15 protein-coding genes are annotated in these 14,553 nt (G+C 45.2%); 9 read left to right on the top strand and 6 right to left on the bottom strand.

Annotated elements, in window-relative coordinates:
* Positions 1 to 142: 142 nt before the first annotated feature.
* Together J4N39_RS09100 and J4N39_RS09095 are read left to right on the top strand one after the other, a co-directional pair.
* Positions 143 to 382, top strand: a complete 240-nt coding sequence (locus J4N39_RS09100; RefSeq protein ID WP_252018361.1) for a hypothetical protein — start codon at positions 143 to 145, stop codon at positions 380 to 382.
* Positions 383 to 414: 32 nt separating this feature from the next.
* Entirely contained in the window at positions 415 to 1,320 is a 906-nt protein-coding gene (locus J4N39_RS09095) for a LysR family transcriptional regulator (protein WP_252018359.1), read from the top strand.
* Positions 1,321 to 1,388: 68 nt separating this feature from the next.
* Here J4N39_RS09095 and J4N39_RS09090 read toward each other — a convergent pair whose 3' ends face one another.
* Together J4N39_RS09090 and J4N39_RS09085 are read right to left on the bottom strand one after the other, a co-directional pair.
* Positions 1,389 to 1,646, bottom strand: a complete 258-nt coding sequence (locus J4N39_RS09090; RefSeq protein WP_252018357.1) for a hypothetical protein — start codon at positions 1,644 to 1,646, stop codon at positions 1,389 to 1,391.
* A gap of 176 nt (positions 1,647 to 1,822) precedes the next feature.
* Positions 1,823 to 2,608 (bottom strand): formylglycine-generating enzyme family protein, encoded by a 786-nt coding sequence (locus J4N39_RS09085; RefSeq protein WP_252018355.1) that lies wholly within the window; start codon positions 2,606 to 2,608, stop codon positions 1,823 to 1,825.
* 144 nt (positions 2,609 to 2,752) lie between these two features.
* On the opposite strand from J4N39_RS09085, the gene J4N39_RS09080 reads away from it, so the two are divergent.
* Positions 2,753 to 4,075 carry an anaerobic sulfatase maturase gene (locus tag J4N39_RS09080; RefSeq protein WP_252018352.1) on the top strand — a complete coding sequence of 441 codons (1,323 nt, stop codon included), beginning with the start codon at positions 2,753 to 2,755 and terminating at the stop codon, positions 4,073 to 4,075.
* A gap of 11 nt (positions 4,076 to 4,086) precedes the next feature.
* Positions 4,087 to 5,100 carry a hypothetical protein gene (locus tag J4N39_RS09075; protein ID WP_252018350.1) on the top strand — a complete coding sequence of 338 codons (1,014 nt, stop codon included), beginning with the start codon at positions 4,087 to 4,089 and terminating at the stop codon, positions 5,098 to 5,100.
* Positions 5,101 to 5,296: 196 nt separating this feature from the next.
* Here J4N39_RS09075 and J4N39_RS09070 read toward each other — a convergent pair whose 3' ends face one another.
* From J4N39_RS09070 to J4N39_RS09055, 4 genes are all read right to left on the bottom strand, one after another.
* Positions 5,297 to 6,028, bottom strand: coding sequence for a hypothetical protein (locus J4N39_RS09070; protein WP_252018348.1), 732 nt, complete (start codon positions 6,026 to 6,028; stop codon positions 5,297 to 5,299).
* 148 nt (positions 6,029 to 6,176) lie between these two features.
* Positions 6,177 to 7,052 carry a DMT family transporter gene (locus J4N39_RS09065; RefSeq protein WP_252018346.1) on the bottom strand — a complete coding sequence of 292 codons (876 nt, stop codon included), beginning with the start codon at positions 7,050 to 7,052 and terminating at the stop codon, positions 6,177 to 6,179.
* A gap of 146 nt (positions 7,053 to 7,198) precedes the next feature.
* Positions 7,199 to 7,384, bottom strand: coding sequence for a hypothetical protein (locus tag J4N39_RS09060; protein ID WP_252018344.1), 186 nt, complete (start codon positions 7,382 to 7,384; stop codon positions 7,199 to 7,201).
* Positions 7,385 to 7,558: 174 nt separating this feature from the next.
* The gene (locus J4N39_RS09055; protein ID WP_252018342.1) at positions 7,559 to 8,479 is read right to left on the bottom strand and encodes a 1-aminocyclopropane-1-carboxylate deaminase/D-cysteine desulfhydrase; all 921 of its coding nucleotides are present in this window, start codon (positions 8,477 to 8,479) and stop codon (positions 7,559 to 7,561) included.
* 230 nt (positions 8,480 to 8,709) lie between these two features.
* Between J4N39_RS09055 and J4N39_RS09050 the strand changes: the two genes are divergently transcribed.
* The 5 genes from J4N39_RS09050 (at position 8,710) to J4N39_RS09030 (ending at position 14,520) form a co-directional block, all read left to right on the top strand.
* Entirely contained in the window at positions 8,710 to 11,196 is a 2,487-nt protein-coding gene (locus J4N39_RS09050; RefSeq protein ID WP_252018340.1) for a bifunctional diguanylate cyclase/phosphodiesterase, read from the top strand.
* A 76-nt stretch (positions 11,197 to 11,272) separates the two neighbouring features.
* A complete protein-coding gene (locus J4N39_RS09045; protein WP_252018325.1) occupies positions 11,273 to 11,824 on the top strand; it encodes a hypothetical protein in 552 nt (183 codons plus the stop codon).
* A 12-nt stretch (positions 11,825 to 11,836) separates the two neighbouring features.
* Positions 11,837 to 12,202, top strand: coding sequence for a response regulator (locus tag J4N39_RS09040; protein ID WP_252018321.1), 366 nt, complete (start codon positions 11,837 to 11,839; stop codon positions 12,200 to 12,202).
* 9 nt (positions 12,203 to 12,211) lie between these two features.
* A complete protein-coding gene (locus J4N39_RS09035) occupies positions 12,212 to 12,481 on the top strand; it encodes an STAS domain-containing protein (RefSeq protein WP_252018319.1) in 270 nt (89 codons plus the stop codon).
* Positions 12,478 to 14,520, top strand: a complete 2,043-nt coding sequence (locus J4N39_RS09030) for a chemotaxis protein CheA (protein ID WP_252018317.1) — start codon at positions 12,478 to 12,480, stop codon at positions 14,518 to 14,520. Before J4N39_RS09035 ends, J4N39_RS09030 begins: the two co-directional genes overlap by 4 nt.
* Positions 14,521 to 14,553: the final 33 nt, after the last annotated feature.

The raw sequence follows: 14,553 nt of genomic DNA, 5'->3' as shown, positions 1-14,553 counted from the left end.
TTTTCTAACTAGTGTTTAAGTTATATTTACGGTGAGTAACTCATTAATAAATAATGTTTTTGTGTCCATTTCTTAATCTGGTACTGTTAGGGGAATGTTATGCGTTTACTTGCATTTATCTGTTGTTTAAAGGGAGTGAGCAATGATAAAACGAAAAGACTTTATTGATGATTTATTTCTTATAGGACTATTGCTGATTGTTGTCGTTTATTATTATGAAACGGACATTATCCCGCTCATTATATCGTTGATTGCGTACATCAATATAAGAGTTCAAAAATCAGAAAGGAAAATCTTGGAAAAATCGCATCCTCAAATAAGGTCACAGGATAAGGTTGTTGACGAAGTCGAAACACCCGTAGGCGTCGAACAACGTAAATAGAGTCATTGAGAACAAAGAAGATCAGGAGAGGTATGAAGAGTACTGAACTCAATTTAATACCAATTTTTGTGGCGATTTATGAAGAGCAGAGTCTCTCCAAAGCTGCGACTCGACTAGAGATTACACAGCCAGCGGTCAGTAAAGCGCTGGCTCGTTTACGTGATGTCTACAATGAACCACTATTTCATCGCAGTGCGTCAGGGGTTGAGCCGACCAGTTTTGCCAGTGATATCTATCCTGCCTTGTCTGCAGCATTAAAGAACTACACTTCTACGTTATCGGCCTCAACCGAGTTTGAGCCCTCGGTATCTAATCGAATATTTTCTTTGGCTTGTATGTCTGTGGCGAGCTATGCGCTGATTCCAGAATTGCTAAAACAGATCCGCCAGATCGCTCCGAATATCGGCTTAGAGGTACACCCGCTGTTTACCGAAGATTATGAAAGTGATTTGCGCTTGCAACGTTATGATTTGATCATCGACATGCCACCTGACGGCCACTCTAATTTGAAAGTTGATGAGCTGTTTAGTGAGCAACTGATGGTGGTATGCAGTGAAAATCACCCAAGAATAAGTGACAGTATCACTTCTGAGCAGTTTCTAGAGGAAGAGCATATCGTGGTGTCGCGCTGGCATTCGAGAGGCAGCTTACTTAAAGAGCAGCATATCGCCGACATCACTAAGCGAAAAATTGTATGTCGAGCGGCAGGTGCTTTGGAGATGTTGCCATTGATCAGCGGGACAGAATATATCGGCATTTTGCCACACTCGACGATTAACGCATTTGCAGACAACTATAAAGTGAAGGCGGTACCTTTGCCTTTTGATAACTCTTTGCACTACCTCTGCGCTATTTACCATCCAAGTCGCATCAACGACAGTGCGCACATTTGGCTGCGAAAGCAGTTAAAACATGCAGCCAAAACCATTACTAGCTAGGTCAACACGCCCTAATCAAAAAAAGCCCTCGCTTAAATTCAAGCGAGGGCTTTATTCGAGACTTAAGGTTAGTCGCTGCTGAACATCTCGGCAATTTGTGAGTTGTAATCCCATTTCCCTTGTGCGATTTGTGCGTTGCACTCTTTTGCATCGAGAGTCCATGTGCCTTGGGAGGCTCGCTGGTTCATTTCGGTGAGAAAATGCGCCTGTCCTTTGGCGGAATTACTCGCGATGTCGTGTCCATACTGTTTGCAAAGCTCAGCGTCGGTACTTGCGAAGGCGCTGACGGAACCCATAAGCCCCAATAGTACGATGAATGTTCTCATATGTTTCTCCTTGAGATGAACGACTCAATAAAAACTTAGTGGCTGTCGTACGGTATATCAAATAGGTTTACGTTTATTTGCTCGCCTTTACAACTATTTACGAGTGAAATCTAAGGTTGAATAACTTCAGTTAGCACTTCGCCCACCGCACCGCTAGGCTGGGTGATCCTGTTTTCCTAGTTAGCATCTTTGGCGAGACGCAGTCCCATGTCGGACATGATGATGTTTTGGCTGGCAAAATCTCGACGGAAATTTTGCGATTCGTCGCCGTCATACGCAAAGCTTCCACCCCGCACTGATTTGTGGGCAAGACCTGCTTGTTCTTGTTTGGCATTGCTTGGGTTTTCGCTTGGGCTATAGCGGTAAAAGGTGTCGTCATATGCGTCGATCACGAACTCGCCGACGTTGCCCGTCATGTCATAAAGGCCAAGCTCGTTGGGTTGTTTTTGCCCCACAGGCTGAGCTCGATTGTTTGAATTGCCTGCATGCCATGCAACGGCGTCTAAGTCGTTAGAACCGGCGTATGTATAACCTAAACTCATATTGCCGCCTTTGGCTGCGAACTCCCATTCGGCCTCGGTTGGCAGGCGATAAGTCTCACCTGTTAGCGCATTGAGTTGGTCGATAAAGTAGTTTGCTTGCTGCCAACTTAGGTTATTGACCGGAATATTGGGGTCAGGAAAAAAGCTGTTTGAGCCGCCCATCACTGCCTCAAACAGCTCTTGGGTCACCTCAAATTTCGCAATATAGAAGCTGCTGACGCTGACGGAATGTGCAGGCTGTTCTGCTTTGCGAGCGATTGCGTCATCCGAGCCCATAACGAATTGACCACCCTCAACTAACACCATGTCTTGATTGATCTTTTCAGCCAGAGGATGGGGTGGTGTAGTGGCACACCCTGCCAGTGACAAAGCGAGGGTAGAAACCAGTGGTAGAGTCCAACGAGTATCGATTTTAACCATCAGTGCGCCTATATGAGATAAGGGAATTTATGTGGTGTAATCTTAACCAGTCTGGACATGAAAAAAGGTTATAGTCTCTATAACAAGCCACCACTCAGGGGGCGGTTTATGATGGCTCTCGAAACAGCAAGTTCGAGGTGACACATGCATTTAACTCAAGGTCCACAATTTAACGGTAAAGCGTCTAAACGTATGCACGCAATGGCAAAGCCTATTGGTGCGGCATGCAACATCGATTGTGATTACTGTTACTACCTGAGCAAACAAGATCTACTGGATTATAAACCGGGATGTTCGCCAAAGATGGATGATGTGACACTGGAGAATTACATTCGCCAGTACATTGAAGGACAAAATACCCCGGAAATCATTTTCTCTTGGCAAGGTGGTGAGCCAACCATGCTGGGGGTGGATTACTTTCGTCGTATTGTTGAGTTACAGAAAAAATACTGCCCAGAAGGGATAGTTATCTCGAATGATCTGCAAACCAACGGCACACTACTCAATAAAGAGTGGGCGCAGTTTTTAAAAGAGAATAACTTCTTAGTTGGTCTTAGTATTGATGGGCCTGAACTGCTACATAATACTTACCGTACCAATAAAGCAGGTCGAGGTACGTTTCGTCAGGTGATGCGTGCGGTAGAACTGTTACACGAATATGAGGTGAAGTTTGCAACCTTAACCTGTGTTAACAACCTCACCAGTCAAAATCCACTTGAAGTGTATCGCTTCTTGCGTGATGTGGTTAAGTCACCACAAATGCAGTTTATTCCTATCGTAGAGCAAAAGAGCTTTCGCACTGTAGCGCCGCAAACCCAAGACCATCAAGTTAGCTTCAAGCAAGGGGATAAAAGACTGATCCCAGGCAACAAGGATTCCATTATGGAGCCTTGGTCTGTTTCTGACGAAGCGTGGGGAAACTTTTTGATTGCTGTATTTGATGAGTGGATGGCAAAAGATCTGGGCAAGGTGTTCATCCAGTACTTTGAAGCCAGCGTAGAGACATGGATGGGACGTCCAAATCCGTTGTGTACACTAAGCTCAGTTTGCGGTAAAGGCCTTGCTGTAGAGCCTAATGGCGATGTGTTTGCCTGTGACCACTATGTATATCCAGAATACAAAATTGGGAACATCGAGCAGAAACCATTAGATGCGATGGCTTATGGCCCAGAGCAGCAAAAGTTTGGCTTTGCTAAGACGCGTAACTTACCGAGCCAGTGTCAGCAGTGTGAGTACCAGTTTGCTTGTCATGGTGAATGTCCAAAGAATCGATTCATTGCCACCAAAGAAGGTGAAGAAGGGCTTAACTACCTGTGCAAAGGTTGGAATAAATTCTTCAAGCATGCTGACCGAGGCATCGCACAGATTTTGCGAGCGACACGTAATCCAGTGGCTCACGGCCGTTTCAACGACCAAAAGCTTCAGCAATTGATGGCGCAAAGCCATACATTCCAAGTGCAGTTATAAGGAACTAAAAAATGAGTAAAGTCAGCCTTATCGCCGCATTGTGTCTGGTGTGTTCAACAACAGCTTTCTCTGCACCAATCACTCAAGCACCTAGGGTGGAAGTACCTAGCACAGCCCAACCATCGGCAGCGCAGCGGGTCTCGCAACTCTCGTATACCGCTCAGGATAAGAATGCCACCATTTCGGAGCGAGTGACGGCTTTAAATGAGCTTGCCAATTTCCCAAGCCAAAATGCGCTAGTTGCTGTTGCGCGCGGTTTGTCGTCCGAACATAAAGAGATTCGATTAGCAGCCGTCGAGGCCAGTACACCTTATCAATTAAGCTATCGCTGGCGATTAGTGTCACCTCTGCTAGCCGATAAGGATCAAGATTTAAGGTTCGCCGCTGCGATTAATTTATCGAAAGAGTTCAGCAAATTAGATACACCAGAGCAAACGTCGTTGAGCCCTGTGCTTGCGGAACTTACCTCGGTATTAAAAACCAGTGAGAGCTTAGAAGCAGACTTACTCTTAGCCAATATCTATCGCTGGACAGGTGACTTTGAGAATGCGCAGCCATTGTATCAAAAGTTGGCAAATGATCATCCTGAATACTCTGCCGATGTGTGGCTTCACTATGCCGATAACTACCGAGCAAAAAGCAATGATCAGCAAGCGTTGAAGGTTTTAGATGAGGGGCTGGTTTATTTTAAGCAAGATGAAAACCTGCTCTATTCCAAGGCGCTTACTTTGGTGAGGTTGGATAACAAGCCACAGGCGGCTATCTCGATGCAGCTAGCTGCGAACAAAGCTAAGACCAACAGCTATTTTTGGTATTTAAATGGGGTGCTGCAAGAGCCGATCGATATGGCGCAGTCGGTGACATCATTTGAGCAAGCCTATTTGCTCTCTGGAGCACCTGAGCAGCTTTATGCGCTTTGCGATATTTACATTAAATCAGGCAGTGATAAAACCGAGCAATGCCTAGCGCAGCTTAGTGAAATAGCGCCACCGAAAGTGGTGGCGCAACTAAAAAGCCAAGAGTAACCCTGTTTCTTGCGTAAGCAATTAAAAATGGGAAAGTTTAAGCTTCTATCAGACCCCCTCCCAACCTCCCCTTGGCAAGGGGAGGGGCATTCTTTGCCAATTTAACTCAAGCCCTTAGAAACAGCACCAAATGGCACTTTTATTCTTGAAGTTCTAGCCATAATCACTGAGGTGTGTGCCCGAGTGATTTTGTTGCTTAAAAGTAGTAGTTCGCTTGGATCCAAGTGGTGGTTTCTGCTTTGCGCTCTTCACCCAGTTCCGAGGCGAGTGTCTTGCCTTGTACTTTGCCTGTGTGTTCAAGCTTTAGGCCGATCGAGGCATTGTCTGCCACCATGAAACCGCCACCTAACTCAACTTGCGGGATAGTCTGCTCAGTGCTGCTTACACGGGTGACTTTCGGGTTAGCATATACCCAGTGACCTGCGTCAAATCCGTACATGGCGTAAACGCCGCCTTGGATAAGCGTAGAGCTATTATGATCTTTGCCTGTTTCAAGCACAGACTGTTTCTCTCCAAAGTGGGTATAACCAGCAGAAAGCATTGGGAACACCATGACATTATCTGTTACTTGGAATTTGTAAATCATGCCGGCTAGTGCTGTGGTGCTAGCGTTGTTTTTCTTCATATCACCCAGGACATCGACCGAGTAACCAATGCCATCAGTGACGTGGAAGTATCGACCACGGTAGCTCATGCTCTCTTTGGTAAATTTGTGGTCGTTGGCAGTCAAATCGAGTTGGTAGATATTTGCACCTGCCCCAACCATCATGTTGAGCTGGGTAGCGTTATCGCTGCGCGAAACGCCGAGTGTTGAGAAAGAGGCGGTTGGATCGCCATAGTTAACTTGTTCTTCTTGTGCTGGAACTTCGTTTGCCATTGCGCCTGATGATAGAGCAGCAAGTGTTACGGCTAGGAATGCTTTTTTCATTGGAATAACCTCGTAATATGTAAAAGCTCCTTTCTTCTTAACGGCAAATCCGTGCCTTACGAATATTTAACCAAAGTAATTTGATGATATTAAATGAGCACCTATTAGATTGGCTAATAGGTGCGGCAAGGGCATATATTTTATGGGCTTAAGAAGTTTGTTTGCTGGTTTTCTTATCGCTACTAATCAGCTTTCTCCACTGAATTGGCATCATCGGCACTACGATAAGTAAAATACCGACCAAGGTGAGTGCATCTGGTATCTCATCAAACCACATCACACCAAAGGTGGTAACAAAAACTAAACCGGAATACTCCGCTAGCGCGATCTGGTTAGCGGGTGCTTTTTTGTATGCCATGACAACAAGGGCGTGATACCCGAGCACAAATAGATTCACGGCGGTGATCCAGCCCAAATGGGTCAGACTGATGTCGCTCCATTCTCGAATCGCAAGCACGAGTGATACGGGTAAAGTCAGTACACTGGTCCAAAATAGCGTTGAGATTATATGCTGGTCTTGAGGCAGGCGTTTGATCAAGATATTACCTATGCCCATCGCAAGTGCACTGCCTAATGCTGCAATAGCCGCCCAATGGAAATGGTCTGGTCTAAGCACGATCAACACACCAAAGAAACCAATTAAGGTCGCAATCACCTTGCCACGAGTAGGGGACTCTTTGAGCACCAGTATTGATAAGGGCAACATTAATATCGGGCCAACATAAAACATGGCGTTGGCTGTGGCCAAAGGTAAATAGGTCAGAGCGATCAGTGCACATGCGCTGCCCATTAAAATAAATTGCGCCCGCCAAAAGTTAATTTTTCCGCAGCCTTGCATACGCTCGACACGAGGCAATTTTAGCCACAGCGGCAAGAGTATAAGCACCGTGAGTGTTTGGCGAATAAACACGTATTGAAAAGTCGGAACTTCACCATTTAGAATTTTGAGCGATACGTCTGATAACGACGCAAGAAGGTTGGCGATGACCAGCAAAAATATCGCCTGATTAGCTGCTTGGGACATGAAAATTTATTTGTCATACAAAATTGCCCGCATACTAACCTAGTTGGTCAATTTTAGTGACAAAAATCGTGCAGATTTGATTTCAAACGGTGAAAAGGTAACCACCCAGCCTAAAGTCCAATGACCTATAGCTGGGTGGTGAGAGTTTAAATTTGAGCTAGAGTGATGAGTTCGACCAGTTCGTTTTCAGTCGTTGGCATTTTTTGAAGTTCGATGCTTGGAGAAGAACCGCCTTTTAGCATATAGGCTTTGTCAGTGCAGTGGTCGTGGTGATACCACTTTCCGTTAATACATACGTCCGTGTAACATCTAGGGTCTTGCTTAAGTTCCATAAAGCACCTCACTTATCTTTTTATGTAACGCACAGTTAACATTGCACGAAAATAAGTAACGCAAATTGATTTAAATCAATTTTGTGTGGGTGTTATACGTAAGTAGTAGATAGGAACCCAAAAGTGCGAACTAGGTTTTAAGTAGAACTAATTTCTTTGGATTTTGTTGCTCTATCAGTAAGTGTCTGACTTGTTATCGGCTAAAAAAGCTTCAAACTCTCTTCGATATCGTGGCAACATGGACTCATTGCCGATCAGGCCACCTTGATGCACATAAATCAGTGTTGAGTCGGGATTTTGTTTCAACCAAGGTCGTAGACAACGCCACATCATCGGGTCATAGAGCAGATCAAATTCAACGTAGGTTTGCTCTTCTAATTGTTGCCAGATTTGATAATCATCTAAGTACAAATGACCAAAGTGATGCTTATCTTCGAGCGTCAGTATGGTTGGATGGGCGCTTTCACCCAAAGAGTCCCATTGTTGGGTAAGGTAGTCGGGGCCGCCCACACAGGCGCACGTCAGTACGGGTACATCGTAACGTTGAAGGTACTTTTGCAAATAAATTGAAGTGGTTCCCGTGCCACTCGGCAATGCAACAACGGGCTTGGTCGGGCGTTTTTGCATAATCCAATCGCCAATCTCTCGTGCAAGTCCCGTCACACCAACTTCCGACATCTGACTGCGTCCACCTTCAGGCACAAATAGGCAGTTAGCTTGAGGGTTGCGCGCTTGAGTGATGTAGTCACTAGGATGCACTCCTCTTGGTGTTTCAATGATTTGTGCATCCATTTCTAGCGCGGCTCGATAGTTGCCAATCGGATTTTGCTTTAACCAGTTAGGAATGTTGGCAACATAAAACTCCAGCTTCCATCCTCGGATCTTGGCTAAGGTAGCCAGAGAATAAAGCGAGTTGGCTTGGGCGCTGCCGTAACTGATCAGAGTATCAATCTCGTGAAACTCTTCTTGCAGTAGCGACATAAACTTTCTTGCTTTATTGCCACTAAACTGCGAGTGCAGCAGGTCATCGCGCTTGAGATAGAAGGTGCGATCCTCGAACTGGTGCGTAGTGATTGGGCTAGAGCTAAGTTTCATGGTCAGTGCAGTGCAGAAAAATTGGGGGCTAAGACTATCAGGGAAGTGGAGGGCAGAAAAGAGAGAAAAGTAATAAGACGTTACTGAGCTATTACGCTAATTTATATGCATCAAGGTACTCGATAAAATTCCACTGTGATTTTTAGTCACGTTTTTTCGTTTTCAGCTCGCATAATCAAACGCTTATGGCTATGTTTTAGGGTAGTCATTGTGAGATAGATGGAGTGAAAATGGCGGAACTGACTGATAATAAACTGATCCGACTGATCAAGTATGCACCAGCCAGTATTGTTGCTTTGTTTACTTTGATTTGGGTAGTCTTCTCAATACAGACAGCGTTGGATAACTCTCAGCAAGAATTGGAAAGTCTGAGAGAGCAAAATCAGCAGCGCCAAGAAGACTTGATTAAGAATCAAGTTAACTACATCACTCAGCAAGTCACTTTCGCTAAAAACCGTACCGAGCATCAGCTCGAATCTACCATTAAGTCTCGTATCTACGAAGCACATAAAATTGCCACCCGTCTTTATGAAGCAAATAAAGATAAGCCTGAAGAACAGGTAACCAAACTGATCACCGATGCGCTCCGAGACATTCGCTTCAATGACGGCCGCGGCTACTTTTTTATCTATAAAACCAACGGTATCAACATCATGCACCCACTACTGCCACAAGTAGAGGGCAAGTCTTTGTGGGACTTTAAAGACGTGCGTGGTTCGTACATCGTGCGAGAAATGGGTGAACAAGTAAAAGAGTATGGCGAAGCATTTTATCGCTGGTGGTTCGTAAAGCCTCAAAACAAAAATCAAGAATTTGAAAAGGTTGGATTTGGTAAATACTTCGAACCTTATGATTGGTTTATAGGCACTGGTGATTATGTCGTGGATGTAGAAGCCGACATCCAGCGAGAAGTGCTTGGCTGGGTAAAGCAGCTTCGCTTTGGTGAGTATGGCTATGCATTTATCTTTGACTTGCAAGGCAATGTACTGGCTCACATTGACCGCTCTTTGGTGGGGGCGAATGTTTTAGACATCACTGAAAACCCTGACCGTATTGAAGAGATGACGCAATTATTGGCGGCGGATAAACAGTTTATCACCTACCAAAGCCCATACATTCCCAATAACGTCTCTGATCCGACTAAGAACAGTTACGTGGTGCAGTTGAAAGATTGGAACTGGGTGATTGGCAGTGGCTCTTATGCGCAAGTGACGGACCGCTACCTTAATGAACGAGAGCAGCAAGTTCGCGAGTTGAATGAGCGTGCTCTGACACAGATGGCAACCATCGGCACAATTACAACCATAGTGGTTGCCTTCTTCTCCCTCGCTTTAAGCCGAATGATTGGTCGTCGCTTTGAGCGTTTTCAATCCAAAATCAGCAGTGACTTTAATTCTCTTGAAGATACCAAAAACCAGCTTGAGCACATGGCGCTGCATGACTCATTAACTGGGTTGCCGAATCGAACTTTACTGCATGAGCACATCAACAAAGGCATTGAACGTTCTCAACAAGAGTACAAACAGTTGGCAGTGATGTTTGTCGATCTTGATGACTTTAAGAAAGTGAATGATCTCTATGGTCACTCTGCGGGGGATTTATTGCTGGGTAAAATTGGTGAACACTTTAATGCGTTGCTCGGCGACGATGAAGTCGTGGCGCGCTTTGGTGGTGACGAGTTTGTGTTCTGTTTCCCTTGCCTGTCGAGTTTAAGCGAGGCAGAGAAGAAAGTAGAAATGATCCAAAACGTGTTTAAGCAGCAGTTTGTGATTGAAGGTAAAGTGTTACACACCTCTTGCACTATCGGTGTGTCAATGTATCCGTCGGATGGAGACCAGCCAGAAGAGTTGATCTCTAAAGCCGATATCGTGCTGTACAAATCGAAAGCCAAACAGAAAGGGGATGTGCTGTTTTTCGATCAGACCATCAATCGTCAAGTTCAGTACGATTTCCTTCTGGAGCGAGAGCTTCGTGATGCGTTAGACCGTGGCGAGATTTCAATTCACTATCAACCACAAATCGAAGCAGCAACTGGCGAGCTGTATGGCGTTGAAGCCCTGCTTCGCTGGCACAACCAACAGCTTGGGCATGTATCCCCAGCAGAATTCATTTCGGTGGCAGAAGAGATAGGCTTGATAGATGATCTCGGCATGTTTGTGATGAGCCGGGCGTGCCAAGAGATTGGTGAGCTGTTTGGTAATGATGAAATGCCGATCTGCTTGTCGATTAACCTGTCTCCATTGCAATTGATGGCACCAGATTTCTTGCCTCGTTTGCAAGAGCTAATGGAAACCACCAAATTAGATTCACAACACCTCACTTTAGAGATCACCGAAAATGTATTGATCAATGATTTGGTCAAAGTGACCCCAGTGATTGAATCCTTACGTTCACTTGGTTTTAGTATCTCCTTGGATGATTTCGGTACAGGGTATTCATCCCTGAGCTACTTGAGTCACCTACCGATCAACGAAATTAAGATCGATCGTAGCTTTGTAGACAAGATGATGAGCTCAAAACAAAGTGATTCGTTAGTGAAAGCGATCATCGCTATTGGCCACTCTTCTAGCATGAAGATTGTCGCCGAAGGGGTAGAAACGGAAACTCAAAAAGATGTTTTGAACGCTTATGGCTGTGACATCTTGCAAGGCTATTACATAGATAAGCCTCTGACTATCGAGCAACTCAAAGCAAACTATGTAGATAAATCTGCCTAAAAACTCCTTCACAAACTCGCAGTTAGCTATTTATTGACTAGGCTAATATTAATGTCAGTGGATTAGGGAGTTGCGAGTGTTACTTATTCGAGCGCTATTCAGCGCAGCTTTGATATCACTGTGTGTGCTGTTCGCAACTCAAAACTCACTGCTGACCATGGTGATATTTTTATTGTCATCTGTGCTCAACGTGGCGGTGTTCGATTTTGCTTTGAAAAAGCAGCAAGCCCAAATGGAAAGAGAGTTGGTTGACAAGCAGATACTTTGTCAGCAGCTCACGGATTCTATTAACCCACTGGTTATTACTAACTTAGAGTCTGCTCTATCTCAGGGGGAGCATTCGATTCAACAGCTTACCCAGCATTTTATTGACCTCAAGCAATCTCAGAATTCCGACGAAATCGACGCTATCCGCAACCAAATCTTGATGGAGCTACAGTTTTTTGATCGAGTAAATCAAAACCTAACTTCGACACTCAACGGGATCAAGACCTTAGATGAGCAATTACATAACTACCAATCTGGGCACGCTTTCACGATTAATAAAGTGATTGAACATCTTGAACAGCCGGAGGAGACGGGCAGTAAACAGATGGCTAAATCAGATAAAGATATGACGTTTTTTTAGCAGGGAGTAAGCATGAAAACAGTACTGATTGTTGATGATTCCGATTCACTGCGCCAGGTGGTGAGTATTGCGCTCAGTGGTGCTGGCTATCATGTCGTCGAAGCATGTGACGGGCAAGATGGACTCGAAAAGCTTGCCAATGATCGGGTGCATTTGATCATTAGTGACGTCAACATGCCGATTATGAATGGGATAGAGTTCGTCAAAGCGGTTAAACAAATAAAAGAGTATCGGTTTGTTCCCATTATCATGCTCACAACCGAGCAGCAAGAATATCTGATGGAAGAGAGCAAAAAGGCTGGCGCTAAAGCATGGATGGTCAAGCCATTCAAACCCAACCAAATGTTGGAAGCCGTTAAAAAGCTACTGCCAGTGTAAGGGTTGCCTATGTTGTTAAATCTGCCTAACGAACTCACCATTTATGAAGTCAGCGATTTGCACGTCGAGCTACTGGAGGTTTTGCAGTCTTTACCAGAATCACTAGTGGTTGATGGAACCAAGGTCGAAGCGATAGATAGTGCTGGCGTGCAACTGGTGATTTGGCTTCAGACTTATTGCCATCAACAGTCGATAGATATTGAGCTAAATAAATCTGAAATCCTACAACAGTGGATGCAGAATCTAGGTGTATCTCAAGTTGATGAAGGTGTGAGATGAACCTAGATAAAGCGGTCATTACCTTTATCAATGAGTCCAATGAGCTTCTAGAAGATGCCGAGCAGCAGTTGCTTGCTATTGATGGCGCATCCTCCCAACAGCAGCTCCACTACATTCATGCGCTTTTTCGTGCCGTTCATACCATCAAAGGCAGTGCGGGTCTGTTTGGCTTCGAAGTGATCGTTGAAGTTGCCCATAGTGGGGAAAGCCTGCTGGATGAAATTCGCAATCGCGAATTGGTGCTCGATAAGCCTTTGGTGGACTTGTTTCTAAAGCTTAAAGACCACTTGGTCGGTTTGGTAGCAAACTGCGGTGATGAGTCCAACAAGCTGAGTGACCTCGATAAACAGATGATTGCCGAGCTCGATACCAAGTGCGTCGAGCTAACTAACGGGGCCTGCGAGCATCAAACTCAGTGGTGGATCTCTTTTTACCCCAACCCAAGTGTATTTCAAGATGGTTTGGACCCGAGCTCCTTTATTCACTATCTAGCTCAGCAGTATCAAGTGACAGATATGACTTGCGTACCTTCTCCATCAATGATGGAGCAAGGGTTCAATCCTGAAATTTGTTATCTCGGGTTTGAAATACTGCTCAATGCTGATGCGACTGCAGAAGAGGTGCGGGCTGCTTTTGAGTTCATTATTCACGAATCACAGCTCTCTATACTTCCTTTCAATTCACCTAGCGTTGCGGTTGATGCCAATGAAATTTCACTCGCTCCTGATTGGCTGGCGTTAAGAGAGCAAGCTCTTCAAACCATGGGTATTGCAGTTCAGTCAGATAGCCAAGATCAGCAAGCCAGCCCAGAAAGTATCAATGACATCAACCAATCTTTGGCCCTCCAATCGAGCCGGACATTACGAGTCAATGCCGACAAGCTCGATAATCTTATCGATCAAGTCGGCGAGATGGTGATCAGTGGCGCAAGAACCGGGTTGCTGGCTCGCTCGCTGGGTAACGAGGAACTTAATGAGTCCATTAGCCAGCTTGAACGGCTGGTGGAAAATGTACGCGACAGCAGTCTAAAGCTGCGGATGATCCCGATTGGCGAAACTTTCAATAAATACAAGCGAGTAGTTCGCGATCTCGCCGCTGAATTGGGTAAAGAAGTCAATTTGAGCATTCAAGGTGCAGATACTGAACTTGATAAAACTTTTATTGAACGAATCAACGACCCATTGCTGCATATATTGCGTAACGCCGTCGACCATGGACTGGAGTCGGCAGAGCAACGTCAAGTGCTAGGGAAATCGCAAGCAGGGCAAATTACTCTCGCAAGTTACCATGACGCAGGCTCCATTGTTGTGGAAGTTAGAGACGATGGTGCGGGGCTTGACCTTGAGTTGATAAAAGCCAAAGCAGTCGCGCAAGGCCTGATAGCTAACCATGAAGAACTCGCTGAGCGAGAGCTCTTAACCTTAATCTTTGCCCCCGGTTTTAGTACCTCTTCAGATGTGACCAACATTTCCGGTCGCGGCGTTGGGTTGGATGTAGTAAAGCAAAATATCGAGCAACTACGTGGAGCCATCGAAGTCGATTCTAAGCCTTCGCAAGGTACCTGCTTTCGTTTTCGCTTGCCGTTAACGTTATCCATCATTGAAGGTTTCATGTTCGAAGTTGGCCAGTCTAACTATGTGGTGCCGCTTGATACCGTGGTTGAGTGTATGGAGCTATGTGAAGTGGTCGCAGAGAGCGAAATAGCCAACAAAGATTTTCTATATCTACGCGGTGAAGTTTTGCCATTCATTCGTTTAGAGACCCTGTTTGGGAGTCTCACCCATCAAGCGTTTGAGAAGCTCTCTTTGATTGTCGTTCAGTTCGGTGCTGTGAAAGCAGGGCTGGTGGTGAACACGCTCAAAGGGGAGTTTCAAACTGTAGTTAAACCGCTCGGAAAACTGTTCGAAGGAATGCGCTGTATCAGTGGTGCCACCATTTTAGGCTCTGGCGAAGTGGCGTTTATTTTAGACGTATCGGCACTTATCCGAGTCGCTATCAATGACTATCAGCTGAACCACCAAGTCACCAGTGCTGGGTGAGGAGCATAATATGATCAAATACCTAACCATTCG

Origin of the sequence: Vibrio sp. SCSIO 43136, assembly GCF_023716565.1 — a bacterium.
Classification (GTDB): Bacteria; Pseudomonadota; Gammaproteobacteria; order Enterobacterales; family Vibrionaceae; genus Vibrio.
Note: the sequence above shows the minus strand (reverse complement) of the source record. Positions and strands in the feature narration are given on the sequence as shown.